Below are 13,953 nucleotides of genomic sequence, written 5' to 3' on the forward strand. Positions count from 1 at the left end.
GGGGAAAAATGGACTGATTTCCAATGAATAACGGAACAAGTGTCTGAAAACCGTTAAAACATCATACTAAAAAAATGCAGGGGAGAGTGCCCTGCATTTTTTTAGTATTTCTTAATGACGTTGTAAAACGTATCTCGTTCGACAGGTGTTTTATGAGCACCTTTGATCAAGTATTGCAATTCGTCACGAGTGATCCCTTGAGATGTAAGAGCGCCTGCTGAATGAGAAATGCGCTCTTCAATTAAGGTACCATGAATATCACTGGACCCAAATGTAAGAGCCATTTGTGTAAGTTGTGGACCGATATTAATCCAATAAGCTTTTATGTGATCGAAGTTGTCCAACATTAAACGGCTAATAGCGATGGTACGCAAGTCATCGTAAGCAGTCGTACGGCGTTTAAGTCCTGCGTTCACGCTTTTTGGTTGCATCGCTAAAGGAATAAATACCATAAATCCGTTCGTTTGATCTTGAAGTTGTCTCAAACGGTCCATATGAATGAGCCGTTCTTCGAGTGTTTCAATAGATCCATAAAGCATTGTCGCATGCGTTTTTAAACCAAGGTTGTGCGCAATCTCATGTGCTTCTAACCATTGATCAGTCGAGGCTTTTTCTGGACTCATTTTTGCACGATAACGTTCAGTGAGGATCTCAGCTCCGCCTCCTGGAAGGGTATCAAGTCCAGCGTCAACTAATTGTTGAAGTACTTCCTTCATTGTCATACCTGTCATCCGTGCAAAAAATTCAATTTCTGCGCCTGTATAAGCTTTCACCGAACATTGTGGATAGTTTTCTTTCAAAACGCGAACGGTATCCAAGTAATATTGAAATGGCACTTCAGGATTATGGCCGCCAACAATGTGAAATTCACGGATGTTATCGTTCCAGCGATCTTCAACATATTTTAATAATTCGTCGCTATCCATCGTATAAGCGCCTTCTTCACCTGGCTTACGTTTAAAACCGCAAAATCCGCAACTCGCTTCACAAACGTTCGTTGGATTGATATACATATTTTCAATAAAATAAACGTTATCACCGTTTTTTTGTTCGTTCACTTGGTTGGCCATCTGAGCCACGGTGAGGAGGTCAGATGTTTCGTAAAGCTTTAAGCCATCTTCAATTGTTAATCGTTCACCACGATTAATCTTTTCTTGAATTGGCTGTAAACTTTGATCCATCACTAAAGTGGTCATTATGTTCATCCCCCATTTTTAAAACCTACAAATGGCGCTATCTCATCATATCTCGTGCGCGAAAAATCACGTTTAGTAAAGAATGGAGTAAATTGATGGCAGACAGACGGTAGCGCTTAGTCGTCCATTCGACAGACGAAACTCTTAATCTATATTATCATTTTTTTTAACTGGATGTAAAACAATAGGAAAAATTGGCTTGGTAATTATTGTTGTATGATTTGAGACTGCACTAGTTTACTTGTGAGATATCTTGTGAAACGTTATAATGTAATAAAGGTTGAAATGGTGTTTATTTTCAAAGGAGGGGCAACATGATTACCTTAACGGAAGCAGCCGCTGAACAAGTGAAAAAAATGATGGAAGAAGAAGAGCAAGAAGGTTTGATGTTACGTGTCGGAGTAAAAGGTGGCGGCTGTAGCGGACTCTCTTATGGTATGGGTTTTGATACAGAAGTTGAAGATACAGATCAAAAGCAAGAACAACATGGCATCAACGTTGTTGTTGATAATGAAAGTTCGAAAATGCTAGAAGGTGTCACCATTGATTATAAGCAAAACATGATGGGGGGCGGGTTTACAATCGATAACCCGAACGCCATCGCAAGCTGTGGTTGTGGCTCATCATTTAAAACAGCGACAAATGAAGGAACACCTGAAGATTGTTAATCTAATGAAAAAGCTGACGGTTGTAACGACCGCCAGCTTTTTTTCGTCTGGAGAAGGTTATAATCATAACCTCATTAAAGTTAAAACATGCTAGAACTATGTCCAGGCTGTACTTTAGCTGTTGGATCAATGTATGCTTTAGCATTATTGACAGCAATGGGTGCTTCTCCAAATCCACAAGCAATGAGTTTTACTTTTCCATCGTATGTTGACACATCTCCGGCAGCATAAATACCAGGGATATTCGTTTCCATTTTCGAGTTGACGACAATAGAGTTTTTCTCAATGTTTAAATCCCACTCTTTAATTGGGCCGAGTGAAGAGATGAAACCATAGTTAACGATGAATGTATCAACGTCTAAAGTTTCTGTTGCCTCACCTTTTGATTCCTTAATTTCTACGGAAGACACACGCTCGCCGTCACCAATTACATTATTAACAACAAAAGGTGTTTTAATGTTAACGCTTGAGTTTTGTAGTTGCTCAACACTATGTTCATGCGCTCTAAATTTGTCGCGACGGTGTACAATTGTCACTTCCTTTGCGATGTCTTCGAGCATGAGTGCCCAATCGACAGCAGAGTCTCCGCCACCAGCAATCATCACACGATCGCCTGCAAATTTGTTAAGGTCGTTCACAAAGTAATGCATGTTTTTCCCTTCGTATTGCTCAGCACCTTCGATCTCTAATCGACGTGGTTTGAACGCGCCGACACCTGCGGTAATGATGATTGTCTTTGAGTAATGTACTTCTTTATCTGTTGTTAATTTGAAGATTTGATCATCGTCTTTTTCGACATTTTCAACAGACTGTTCAAGAACAATCGTTGGATCAAAAAAGTTCGCTTGTTCAACTAGGTTGTCAATGAGTTCTTGTGCACGAACTTTTGGAAATCCAGCAATATCATATATGTACTTTTCGGGATATAGTGCAGATAGTTGTCCACCAAGTTGTGGCATACTTTCAATTACTTTCACCTTAGATTGGCGCATGCCAGCGTAAAAGGCTGTAAATATTCCGGTAGGCCCCCCGCCGATGATTGTAATATCATAAATATCCTTTTCGTGGGTCAAAGTCAGCACCTCCTATAAATTTGAATACCATTAACCCTAGACATATTATAAGCTGAAATGAAAAGAAAGGAAAGCGTGTGAAGAAAATCCATCTAACAAATCTAAATATTCTAACATCTGCTTGGTGTTTTTACAATAGAGAACGTGACAACGTTGTAAGTAGTATTTAAGTTAAAGGTAGTTTTAACCTTTTTGTCAAGGAAAGTTCAAAAAATCGTCAAAAACGGTTGAAAAAACAATGGAAAATACATAATATTAGAGAGGGGATTTCAATTCATGCGTTTAATAAAGATTTGTATTCATATATAACTTTTTACGGCTTTGTACGTGAACAATATCACAAAAACGGAGTTGGAAAAAAACGCATGCTTTTTATCGTTATTTGCAGGGGAAAATAAAAGTAAGATGATCGAGAATTGGAGTGAGAGAATTGGAAAGAAAACCGAGGATTGTCATTCTAGGCGCAGGTTATGGAGGTATGGTGACAGCTTCAAGATTACAGAAAGCAAATGCTCACCGCAACGCGGAAATAACACTCGTTAACAAACATAATTATCATTATCAAACAACTTGGCTTCACGAACCGGCTGCGGGAACTTTGCACCATGATCGAACACGAATGCTTATTGATAGTGTGATCGATACAAACAAAATTAATTTCATTAAAGATGATGTAACTTCAATCGATCGTGAGCAAAAAAAGGTTCAATTAGCAAATCGTGAGTTAGAGTATGATTACTTAGTTATTGGATTAGGATCGATCCCTGAAACTTTCGGTATCCCGGGTGTGTACGAGCATGCCTTTAGTATTCGAAGTGTGAACTCTGTTCGTCTGATCCGTGAACATATTGAATACATGTTTGCTAATTATAATAATGAAGAAGAAAAAACAGAAGATTACTTAACTTTTGTTGTTGCAGGAGCAGGTTTTACTGGTATGGAGTTTCTTGGTGAATTAACTGAACGCATTCCAGCGTTGTGCCAAGAATATGATATCGACCGTGAAAAAGTAAAGGTCTATAGTATTGAAGCGGCTCCTACAGCACTTCCTGGTTTTGATGATGAACTTGTAGAATACGGCGTCAGCTTATTAGAAAGTCGTGGTGTCGAATTTAAAATTAGCACACCGATTAAAGAGGTTCGAGAAGATGGTGTCTTACTTGATAATGGTGAAGAGATCAAGTCACAAACTGTCGTTTGGACGACAGGTGTGCGAGGTAATCCGATTGTTGAGGAAGCAGGATTTGAAACGATGCGCGGCCGTGTGAAAGTAGAAGACGACCTGCGTGCTCCTGGGCATGATGACGTGTTTATTATTGGTGATTGTGCTTTAATCATTAATGAAGAAACAAATCGTCCTTACCCACCAACTGCACAAATTGCGATCCAACAAGCAAATGTCTTAGCGGAAAACCTTCAAGCGATCCTGTCAGGTAAAGATGAATTAAAATCATTAGAACCTGACATTAAGGGGACAGTTGCTTCATTAGGAGGTAAAGAAGCCATTGGGGTTGTTGGATCGAAAAAACTTTTCGGAACACAAGCATCTGCAATGAAAAAAGTCATTGATAACCGTTACCTTTATATTTTAGGTGGCGTTCCGCTTGTATTTAAGAAAGGGAAGTTAAACTTCTTTAGTTAATAATTCGCCGTATAACGAATGGACGAAAGGTCTTTCTCTTCGAATGGATTTCAAAGGGAAGGGCCTTTTTTTTAATATCAGTATTCATACAAACAGAAATCAATCGCTAATCATATTATGGAGGGAAAGGGTATGCTTAGAGGAGGGAGTGTGCATGAAACCTAAAACTCGGATGATAGCGAGCACGATCTTCTTCATTGGGTCTATATTGTTCTTCACCGGCTCAGCGATGGTATTGTTTGGCGACTACAATAACTTTGTAAATGGTGATAATGAATAAATGAGAATTAAGAGTTAGGGTAACGACTTTTGTCTCTCTAGCTAAACAGATGGTGATTAATAAGAATAAAAAAGTCAAAAAGAGAAACAAGGCATATAATAAAGAAAAAAATGTGTGTTAGAGGGGGGAGGAATGATGCATAATCAGGATCATGAATTGATGGGGACTGTGTCGCTTTTCATTGGAACACTATTTTTTCTAGTGGGGATATCATTATTATTGAAAGCACATTTAGACAAAAGGGACCAACCTTCTAATTACCTTTAGAGCGAAGCGATTCAAAAGGTGAAAAATACTGTAATGACGATGTTAGTGTTGATTAATTGACGGATGCGCTCCTATTGAGTAAACTTGAGTTTGATTTCATAGGAGGTGTCCGTCGTGTTATCGATTCCTCAATTATTGATATCCATTTTACTTTTCATCGTTTTATTCTTCGGTATTGGTTTTATCCTTAATATGTTATTACGTGCCACGTGGGTGATGGCGTTTTTATATCCTGTGGTAGTAATTGGAATTATTTCCTCAACTAATGATATTAGTATGTGGTCGTACGTATTTTCGCCTTTCCAGTCTTTTCCGGTACTTTGGGGAGTGGTAGTCAATTTGAAAACTGCTGATATCATCATATTGTCTTCAGGCCTTGTTGGGGCGATTTTGTCCGGGATTACAATCAAAATGCTTCGAAACCGTGGATATCAAATGTTTTAAAATAAGCGCATAGAAGAAGCCACCGTGATTTTGGTGGCTTCTTCTATTACACAATTACATTGACCGATGTATACAAACTGCCGTTTGAAAATATCACACTTTTCTTTTGTATAACGCTCCTTTTATTTGGCAATCATGCTAGATGAGAGGAGTGAAGAAAGTGAAAGTGCTAAAAATGTGTTGTGAAAAACTGACGCTTGTTGCGCTAGTATTTGCAGCGATATTCTCAACATTCGCAGGTTTATCAAATGTGAGCGCAAAACAAATGACGACGTTAATAAATGCGGAAACTTGGGTAGAGAAACCTGAGGTGGTGCAAGAAGCGCAATCTTTAAAGAAAAAGGACACAAACTTAAATAAAAGAGAAATTCCAGAAGGTTGGAGAGATCAAAAAGTATTGTCGCATACTGTTGTTAGACAAGGACCAGTCTCGTTAGAAGAAGCGAAAAATTGGGATGAATACCCTTCAACAACAGTTGTAGCGACTGGATATACTGCAGGGGTCGAATCCACAGGGAAAACAGAGGGTGACCCATTGTATGGTATCACTTTTTCTGGTGTAGAAGTTAAGCGTGACTTATATTCTACAATCGCAGCTGATACGGATGTTTTTCCTATAGGAACGATCATGTTCATACCAGGATATGGATATGGTGTTGTTGCAGATACAGGTTCAGCTATTCAAGGAAATAAAATTGACCTTTATTACGAGACTGTTGAAGATGTCTTTGACAAATGGGGTAAACAAGAAGTTGAAGTGTTTGTAGTAGAAGAAGGAGACGGTCATTTAACAGACGAACATATTTATGAACTAAATGAGGATGAAGCGATGCAAGTATTCCGTGATGAGAAATATTATGCAGGCGCATCATAATGCTTCATTAATAAAATCCGATGCTACAGGAAAAATGAGTAGAATCATTTTTTTACCTGGAGCATCGGATTTTTACGTTTAGAAAACGGTATGAAGGATAAGTGCGATAATTATTCCTAGTAGGCCACCAAAAAAAACTTCAATTGGTTCGTGACCGAGTAACTCCTTTAATTCTTGACGCTTTTCTTGCTCTTTTTTTTCAGGCCAGTTTTTGGCTTCTTTAACAATTTTATTAAAGTCTTCAACTAATCTGTTGATAACAGTGGCTTGTTCTCCTGCGTGTCTTCTAACTCCTGAAGCATCAAACATAACGATGACGCCGAAAATAGCTGCAATCGCAAAATAAGGCGTTTCAAAACCTTGTTCTAGTCCGATTGCCGTTGCTAAAGCTGTTACAGCACCAGAATGTGAGCTGGGCATTCCGCCAGTACTTGTTAACAGCGACCAGTCAAACCTTTTTGTTGCGAAGAAGTGAAGAGGAATTTTAATGAACTGGGCAAGGCCTATTGAAATCAATGCTGCCCACAGCGGGAAATTGGAGAAAATATCCATTTACTATCGAAACCTTTCTAGTTGATTAGTCATTATTTTATCTAAGGATTATTATTCAATAATGGTAAATGTTTTGCTATATCGTTGATAACAAATGTTTAGGTACTAGTTAGTACTTGGTAAGTGGAGTAGTTCGTATACCCAAATGGATACAGAGTTTATCTATTATAACATATAAACTGGATTTTCTATCAACAAAGAGGGTGTGTCGTTTTGTAATTTTACGAATTTTATTTATAAAACAGGAAGCATAAACGACTGATAGGAAGAATTAACAAGGAATTGTACATCTTTTCCTAACGATCTGTATTGACTACAATATACAGGAATACAATGTAATATTTGTAAATATAGATATATTGTGACAGGTTTAAAAATGCACTATCATTTAGAAAGTTACTACAATAACTCGATTCAGTAGAAGCGCTATACCGTCGCGTATTGTTCCAATGGTTTAAATTTAATAATGAAAACCGATTAAAAACACATGAAAAGTTGGTTTGTGCAGTAACAGACTGGAGGAAAAATAGTGAGCGTATTAAAAAAACTGGATCAATGGTTACATACTTTAGAAAAATGGATTTTAAGTTGGTCCATTTTAATTATTTCATTTATAATCATCGGCAATGTACTTAGTCGTGAATTGACAGGGTCTAGTTGGCAAGGGACATTTGAAATTAGTCGTCTAGCGCTAATCATTGTAACCTTCTTTGGGATCAGTTATGCAGCGAGAAAAGGTCGTCACATTACGATGTCGGCATTATTTGACCTCGCTCCTAAAAAAGTAAAGAAAGTTTTAGCGATATCGAATCCAATCATTACAGCGATTATTTTATTTATTCTCGCTTACTACGCTTACGATTACATGATGTGGGTTTATGACATGGGAAGAACGACATCACAATTGCAATTTCCATTTTGGATTATGGTTTTATTTGTTCCTATAGGACTTGCGTTAGGTGGTATTCAATTTTTGCGAAATGCTTGGGTTAATATTGTAAACGAAGAAGTTTACCTAGCTGAAGATAAAAAGGATTACGAAAATCAAGAGACATAATTCAAACTAAGCGAGGAATCAAACATGCTTTGGACACTCTTTGGCGTTATGTTTGTGTTTTTATTTTTAGGATTTCCGATGATGATTCCTTTAATTCTTGGACCATTAATTTTGATATGGTTTTTTATGGATACCAACCCCATGCTGATGGCTCAACAGTTTATTGAAGGCATTTCATCAACGACATTATTAGCGGTTCCTTTATTTATTTTTGCGGCAGATATTATGTCAACAGGAAAAACATCGAAACGTTTACTGGATTTCGTCGGAGCATTTGTATCTCACGTAAGGGGTGGGTATGCAATCACAACCGCTGCAGCATGTACGCTTTTTGGTTCGATTTCAGGTTCTACACAGGCAACGGTGGTTGCAATTGGGAAACCGATGAGAGAACGCTTGTTAAGAGTCGGTTATAAAGATTCAAGTGCAATTGCTTTAATTATTAATTCAAGTGACGTGGCTCTTTTGATTCCGCCGAGTATCGGGATGATTATTTACGCATTGGTTACAGGTGAATCAGTTGGTGACTTGTTCGTTGCTGGTATTGGGCCAGGTATTCTTATCTTTCTATTTTTCGCAGTTTATGCAGTGATCCACGCTAAAATATACGATATACCGTTAGGCGAAAAAATGAAATGGAAAGAGCGAGGGAGAGTAACTTTAAAGGCGTTATTCCCACTTGGTTTCCCAGTAATTATTGTAGGTGGGATTTATTCAGGTCATTTTACGCCAACAGAAGCAGCTGGTATTTCAGTTTTTTATGCACTCATTTTAGAGTTGCTTGTTTTTCGTTCGATTCATATTAAACAACTGCCAGATACGGCTCTTTCTACAGGGGTTGTAACCTCAGCGGTGTTTGTACTTGTCGCTTTTGGTCAGGCATTTTCATGGGTCATTTCATTTGCGAATATTCCACAAATGTTAACGGATGCTGTCCTCGGTACAGATCCTTCAGCATTGTATGTGTTAATGATCGTTGCACTTTTTTTCTTTGTTGGGTGTATGTTTGTCGATCCGATCGTTGTTATTTTAATTTTAACACCGATTTTCTATCCTGTTGCAATGCAAGCAGGGGTAGACCCAATACACTTAGGGGTTGTTATTACCTATCAAGCAGCACTAGGTTCAGCGACACCGCCCTTTGGAGTGGATATTTTCACCGCGAGTGCTGTATTTAACCGCTCGTATTTAGATGTTATTCGAGGCACTCCCCCTTATATAGCCATGCTACTTATTATCGGTGTACTTGTCATTTTGTTTGAAGAAATTTCTCTCTTCCTTATCAATATCTTTTAATGGATTGTTTGATAAGGAAGATGGATGTTTCATATAAAAATATAAAAACATTTTGGAGGGGTCAAAACGATGTTAAAACGTAAAAAGTTACTTACAGGAACAGTTTTATCATTAAGTGTTGCACTAGCGGCGTGTGGGGATGAACAAGCGGGAACGGATACAAACGGAGATGATGCTGATAATGGAGACGGTGGCGTTGAAGCGCAACAGTGGGATTTTGTCACTGAAGAATATGAAGGTCAAGTTCAATATGAGTATGCTCAGGAATTTGCAGATATTATGTATGAAAAATCCGATGGTCAAATAGAGGTTACACCGCGAGAATTTGGTGCATTAGGAAGTGAAGTGGACCAAGTTGAATTATTACAACAAGGGGAAGTAGAATTAGCAATTACATCTCCAGGTTTTACAGGGACAACTGTTCATGAAGGGCAAGTGTTCGCATTACAATTCCTTTTCCCGGATGACCAAGATTTAACGCAACAAGTTCTAAATGGAAGTGAAGCATTAAATGATCAATTAACAGGTTTATTTGAAGAGGTGAATATTACGCCGCTTTCATACTGGACAGAAGGTTTTATGCAATGGACAGGAAGTGAACCACTAAGAACGCCAGATGACTTTGATGGCTTTCAAATGCGCACACAACAATCGCAGTTGATTGGTGAATCTTATAAAGCTTATGGAGCTGAGCCGACACCGCTTAGTTGGGGTGAATTGTACACAGCTTTACAACAAGGTACTGTAGATGGTCAAGAAAACCCGATATTTTTTATTGAAGATGCAAATTTCCACGAAGTACAAGATCATATGACTGTTTCTAATCACAATTCTTACGTTGCCATGACAACAATGAATACAGAATTCTATAACAATCTTGATGATGAAGTACGTGAAATGGTAGAAGAAACAATTGAAGAAATGAGACCAATCGCTTTTGAAATACAGGAAGAAATGAATGAAGAGTTATTAACAGAGATTAAAGAAAATGAAGAGCATCCAACTGAGGTTTATGAACTTTCTGAAGAAGAACGTGAAGCATTCCGTGAATTAGCGATACCAGTGCGCGATAGCTACCGTGGTATTAGTGAAGAAGCGGAACAGATTCTAGATACATTAGAAGAAGAAATTGAAGAGACTGTAGAAAATAATTGATCATAACAAGGGAAGAGGCTGACGTCATGTCGGTCTCTTTTTTTATGAAAAATGATGTTGCAAAAAAGGAGTCAGTGGATGATTGAGACAGTGGAATTCATCAATATCGCAAAGTGCTCGCTTCCTGTTGACAGTTTGATTTCATAGTGTTAAAGTCTTTAAGGTATTAATGATTTAGCGATTTAGCAAACTAAAGTTACGAAGGACGTGAAAATAAATGAATGCAGTTATCATTGCCGTTATTACTATGCTTATACTAAGCTTATCGAAAGTTCACGTTGTACTCGCACTTCTCATTGGCGCACTTGTAGGTGGTCTTAGCGCTGGTATGGGTATAACTGAAGCGATCGACATATTTGCAGACGGACTAGGAGCAAATGCTGAGGTTGCATTAAGTTATGCGATGCTGGGTGCTTTTGCTGTAGCGATTAGCCGAACAGGTCTTCCAGACTTGATGGTGAAAGCAGCTTTGAAAATCGTAGGTAAGAATGGGGAAACGAAACGAAAGTCACTATCTAAAGTATTTATTATACTCGTTGTACTGATTTTAGCGAGCTTTTCACAAAACGTGATCCCCGTCCACATCGCTATCGTACCAATACTCATTCCCCCGTTGTTAAAGGTATTTAATGAATTGTTCATTGACCGTCGGGCTATGGCGACCGTTCTTACTTTTGGATTAAAAGCACCGTATATTTTAATTCCAGCAGGGTTCGGGTTTATGTTTCACGAAATTGTTCAAGAGAGTATGGCGGAAAGTGGATTGCCAATTGAGATGGATATGATTCCTATTGCGATGCTTTTACCGGTAGCGGGGATGGTGTTCGGTCTTGGGGTTGCCCTTTTTGTTACTTACCGAAAACCTAGAACTTATGAAAACAAGGAAATTACAGATGTAACAGAAAAAGATCAAAGTCATTTTTCATATGATTTGAAAAGTGTCACCTTTTCATTGATCGCTATTATTGCTGTACTTATTGCACAATTTGTTACTGGTTCAATGATTTTAAGTGCATTAATAGGTCTTATTATTTTATATGCGAGTCGTTCGCTTCATATAAGCCACTCTGAGGGGCTGATGAATGAAGGGATCAAAATGATGGCATTTATCGGTTTTGTTATGATTGCAGCTGGAGGTTTTGCAGCCGTTATTCAGGAAACAGGTCATGTAGAGCCACTTGTACAAACGGTTGTTGAATGGGTTGATGGGAGTCAAGCACTAGCAGCACTATTAATGTTAATTGTAGGCTTAATTATAACAATGGGAATTGGTTCATCGTTTTCAACTGTTCCTATTATCGCAACGCTATTTGTGCCACTTGCCGCTTCTCTTGGGTTTAGCCCAATGGCAACGATTGCCCTAATCGGCACAGCTTCAGCACTAGGGGATGCGGGGTCACCAGCATCGGATAGTACATTAGGGACGACATCAGGTTTGAATGCTGATGGACAACACCATCACATTTGGGATACTTGTGTTCCTACATTTATTCACTTTAATATTCCACTTATCGCATTTGGTTGGTTAGCAGCAATGATTTTGTAAATAAAACTTAAAAGATTCGAATAACAAACAAGCCGCATGAAATTTCCTGAGAAATGACATGCGGCATTTTGTTCGTAATAAGGGTAGTGTGTGGGTAAAGGTACTTAATAGAGGACATAGGTTCCATTATGCCAATGGAAGAAAAGTATCCATTGTTTTGAATGTTGTTTTTGTTAGGTGAGCTTTTCTACAGTTTAAGTAGAAGTTTGCTTATGAGAGTATGTCGCTTTGTTTGATCTTTGGACTGCATAATAAATTCTAGGTAGTACAGATACAGAAGTTGCTGTGAGGATTGCATCTTTTATTAATAATGGTAGCATCACACTCCAAGAAACGGCCAACCTCATGTCTTCTAGTCCTAAAACAAAAACTTGAAAGTAGTGGAAATAATGAACGCCAAGCAAATAATTAATGAGTAAAGCAACTGTTCCTGCAAGCGCAAATGTACGATAAGATGGGTTGTCTGATTTTTCGGTTATTTTCCCGGCCACAAATGCCATGATTATAAAAGAAAGAATGAAACCAAATGTTGGGGAAGCTAAGGTCTGAAGTCCACCTGACATTTGTGCAAATATGGGTGGCCCCATTAAACCTAGTGCTGTATAAACAATCATTGAAAGAGCGCCTAATCTACTACCTAGTAAAATTCCAGCTAGTGTAGCTATTAGAGTTTGTAAGGTTAGAGGAACAGTTCCGATTGTAATCATTGATGTTACGTTGGCACCGATTGCCATCATTGCTGCAAAAAGTGCTACAAGTGTAATGTCGATTGGGCGCAAAGAAGTTTTTTGCAATTTGTTCACCTCGTTATGTTTTTAGTTAACAATATCTTAATAAACAGCGGGTGGGGTTGTCAACACCTGTGTTTTATAGGTTGACAATTATCACTTTTAAAGCATCTGACTTTATTATATGAATAAACACTATGATTATAGTATTATTAGATTATGTCGTTTTGTTAACTTAACCTATTAAATTATTGGAGGGAACATAATGAGAAACCGTACAAGGTTATTATTGCGAGTATCTGCAATTTTTGCGGTTATCGGTTCTATGATAGGTTCGCATATGGCTGGGTCAGGTACTTCCTATGAGTTACGTCCATTACATGCTCATATTCTAGTTGTTGGCTGGCTCTCCTTATTTGGTTTTTCTATCTTTTATCGAATATTTCAAATCCCTACAGATTCTAAGTTGTCATTAGTACATGTTTGGTCAGCGATTATTGGAACTGTTGGGCTGTCTTTAGGTATGTATCTACACAATGTTATTGATCACCCAACCTTAAATCTTTTTCTACTTTTCTTCTATATTATAGGTGGCACGGTGTTATTAATTAGCTTTATTGTGTTTCTTATTATGTCATTTGTGTTTTCTGATTCACTAAAAGAATAACTAAGTCAAAAAAGTTGAAAGGTATGTTAGTAAAAGAACCTCCTTTTCTAGTTGTAGAGAAAAAAATGAGGGGTTCTTTTTAACGCATTTTCGAAAGGGAAACTGATTGAACTAATTAAAAAATATTTTAAGAACCCCTTGCGAATATTTCTCTATAGTGATATAGTATAAAACGTTGTCAGCAAAACCACATTATTTCCGAAAACAAATAAAAACAGAAACAAATAAAAAGTTTTAAAAGTTGTTGACTTCGATTTCGTAAAGTGTTATTATATTAATTGTCGCTTTAAGAGAGCGACTGAAACACTGACCTTTGAAAACTAAACAAAAAGCTAAGCGACCAGCGGGATCTTATTTAAGATTCTGTCAATGAAACAATGAAGATGTCAGTGACATCAAACTCATTCTTTAATGGAGAGTTTGATCCTGGCTCAGGACGAACGCTGGCGGCGTGCCTAATACATGCAAGTCGAGCGCGGGAAATTAATAGATCTCTTCGGAGTGACAT

Annotated in this window: 14 protein-coding genes and 1 rRNA gene; 11 read left to right on the forward strand and 4 right to left on the reverse strand. The window is 38.0% G+C overall.

From position 1 onward, the window contains the following. Window positions 1-101: 101 nt before the first annotated feature. Window positions 102-1,196: an aminofutalosine synthase MqnE gene (gene mqnE / locus HNQ41_RS08540; RefSeq protein ID WP_184663992.1), complete on the reverse strand. Its 1,095-nt coding sequence runs from the start codon at window positions 1,194-1,196 to the stop codon at window positions 102-104. A 314-nt stretch (window positions 1,197-1,510) separates the two neighbouring features. On the opposite strand from mqnE, the gene erpA reads away from it, so the two are divergent. Continuing rightward, a complete protein-coding gene (erpA, locus tag HNQ41_RS08545; protein ID WP_184663993.1) occupies window positions 1,511-1,864 on the forward strand; it encodes an iron-sulfur cluster insertion protein ErpA in 354 nt (117 codons plus the stop codon). Between the two features lie 80 nt (window positions 1,865-1,944). On the opposite strand, the gene HNQ41_RS08550 is transcribed toward erpA, so the two are convergent. Then, window positions 1,945-2,937, reverse strand: coding sequence for an NAD(P)/FAD-dependent oxidoreductase (locus HNQ41_RS08550; protein WP_184663994.1), 993 nt, complete (start codon window positions 2,935-2,937; stop codon window positions 1,945-1,947). A 430-nt stretch (window positions 2,938-3,367) separates the two neighbouring features. Here HNQ41_RS08550 and HNQ41_RS08555 point away from each other — a divergent pair, with 430 nt between their 5' ends. The 4 genes from HNQ41_RS08555 (at window position 3,368) to HNQ41_RS08565 (ending at window position 6,444) form a co-directional block, all read left to right on the forward strand. Then, a complete protein-coding gene (locus HNQ41_RS08555) occupies window positions 3,368-4,579 on the forward strand; it encodes an NAD(P)/FAD-dependent oxidoreductase (protein ID WP_184663995.1) in 1,212 nt (403 codons plus the stop codon). 154 nt (window positions 4,580-4,733) lie between these two features. Beyond that, a complete protein-coding gene (locus HNQ41_RS16765; protein WP_281393994.1) occupies window positions 4,734-4,859 on the forward strand; it encodes a hypothetical protein in 126 nt (41 codons plus the stop codon). 381 nt (window positions 4,860-5,240) lie between these two features. Then, on the forward strand, window positions 5,241-5,570 hold the full coding sequence (locus HNQ41_RS08560; protein WP_184663996.1) for a YuiB family protein: 330 nt from the start codon (window positions 5,241-5,243) through the stop codon (window positions 5,568-5,570). A 160-nt stretch (window positions 5,571-5,730) separates the two neighbouring features. Beyond that, a complete protein-coding gene (locus HNQ41_RS08565) occupies window positions 5,731-6,444 on the forward strand; it encodes a 3D domain-containing protein (RefSeq protein ID WP_343043344.1) in 714 nt (237 codons plus the stop codon). Between the two features lie 78 nt (window positions 6,445-6,522). Here HNQ41_RS08565 and HNQ41_RS08570 read toward each other — a convergent pair whose 3' ends face one another. Beyond that, complete coding sequence (locus tag HNQ41_RS08570; protein ID WP_184663997.1) at window positions 6,523-6,996, reverse strand: divergent PAP2 family protein; 474 nt, start codon at window positions 6,994-6,996, stop codon at window positions 6,523-6,525. Between the two features lie 529 nt (window positions 6,997-7,525). Here HNQ41_RS08570 and HNQ41_RS08575 point away from each other — a divergent pair. The 4 genes from HNQ41_RS08575 to HNQ41_RS08590 all read left to right on the forward strand — a co-directional run bounded on the left by HNQ41_RS08575 (window position 7,526) and on the right by HNQ41_RS08590 (window position 12,050). After that, a complete protein-coding gene (locus HNQ41_RS08575; RefSeq protein WP_184663998.1) occupies window positions 7,526-8,053 on the forward strand; it encodes a TRAP transporter small permease subunit in 528 nt (175 codons plus the stop codon). Between the two features lie 24 nt (window positions 8,054-8,077). Then, on the forward strand, window positions 8,078-9,349 hold the full coding sequence (locus HNQ41_RS08580; RefSeq protein WP_184663999.1) for a TRAP transporter large permease: 1,272 nt from the start codon (window positions 8,078-8,080) through the stop codon (window positions 9,347-9,349). A gap of 69 nt (window positions 9,350-9,418) precedes the next feature. Continuing rightward, complete coding sequence (locus tag HNQ41_RS08585; RefSeq protein ID WP_184664000.1) at window positions 9,419-10,504, forward strand: DctP family TRAP transporter solute-binding subunit; 1,086 nt, start codon at window positions 9,419-9,421, stop codon at window positions 10,502-10,504. Window positions 10,505-10,721: 217 nt separating this feature from the next. Further along, window positions 10,722-12,050, forward strand: coding sequence for a Na+/H+ antiporter family protein (locus HNQ41_RS08590; RefSeq protein ID WP_184664001.1), 1,329 nt, complete (start codon window positions 10,722-10,724; stop codon window positions 12,048-12,050). 194 nt (window positions 12,051-12,244) lie between these two features. Here HNQ41_RS08590 and HNQ41_RS08595 read toward each other — a convergent pair whose 3' ends face one another. Continuing rightward, window positions 12,245-12,844, reverse strand: a complete 600-nt coding sequence (locus tag HNQ41_RS08595; RefSeq protein WP_246421554.1) for a biotin transporter BioY — start codon at window positions 12,842-12,844, stop codon at window positions 12,245-12,247. 199 nt (window positions 12,845-13,043) lie between these two features. On the opposite strand from HNQ41_RS08595, the gene HNQ41_RS08600 reads away from it, so the two are divergent. Together HNQ41_RS08600 and HNQ41_RS08605 are read left to right on the forward strand one after the other, a co-directional pair. Further along, window positions 13,044-13,445, forward strand: coding sequence for a hypothetical protein (locus HNQ41_RS08600; RefSeq protein WP_184664002.1), 402 nt, complete (start codon window positions 13,044-13,046; stop codon window positions 13,443-13,445). Between the two features lie 408 nt (window positions 13,446-13,853). Then, window positions 13,854-13,953: ribosomal RNA gene (locus HNQ41_RS08605) — 16S ribosomal RNA — on the forward strand; the annotation flags it as partial.

Origin of the sequence: Texcoconibacillus texcoconensis, from assembly GCF_014202575.1 — a bacterium.
GTDB lineage: Bacteria > Bacillota > Bacilli > Bacillales > Salisediminibacteriaceae > Texcoconibacillus > Texcoconibacillus texcoconensis.

Bases quoted from the DNA above. Each gene is read 5' to 3' on its own strand.
- HNQ41_RS08590 (WP_184664001.1), top strand. From the start codon at position 10,722: ATGAATGCAGTTATCATTGCCGTTATTACTATGCTTATACTAAGCTTA.
- HNQ41_RS08570 (WP_184663997.1), bottom strand. From the start codon at position 6,996: ATGGATATTTTCTCCAATTTCCCGCTGTGGGCAGCATTGATTTCAATA.
- HNQ41_RS16765 (WP_281393994.1), top strand. From the start codon at position 4,734: ATGAAACCTAAAACTCGGATGATAGCGAGCACGATCTTCTTCATTGGG.
- mqnE (WP_184663992.1), bottom strand. From the start codon at position 1,196: ATGACCACTTTAGTGATGGATCAAAGTTTACAGCCAATTCAAGAAAAG.
- erpA (WP_184663993.1), top strand. From the start codon at position 1,511: ATGATTACCTTAACGGAAGCAGCCGCTGAACAAGTGAAAAAAATGATG.
- HNQ41_RS08600 (WP_184664002.1), top strand. From the start codon at position 13,044: ATGAGAAACCGTACAAGGTTATTATTGCGAGTATCTGCAATTTTTGCG.
- HNQ41_RS08580 (WP_184663999.1), top strand. From the start codon at position 8,078: ATGCTTTGGACACTCTTTGGCGTTATGTTTGTGTTTTTATTTTTAGGA.
- HNQ41_RS08585 (WP_184664000.1), top strand. From the start codon at position 9,419: ATGTTAAAACGTAAAAAGTTACTTACAGGAACAGTTTTATCATTAAGT.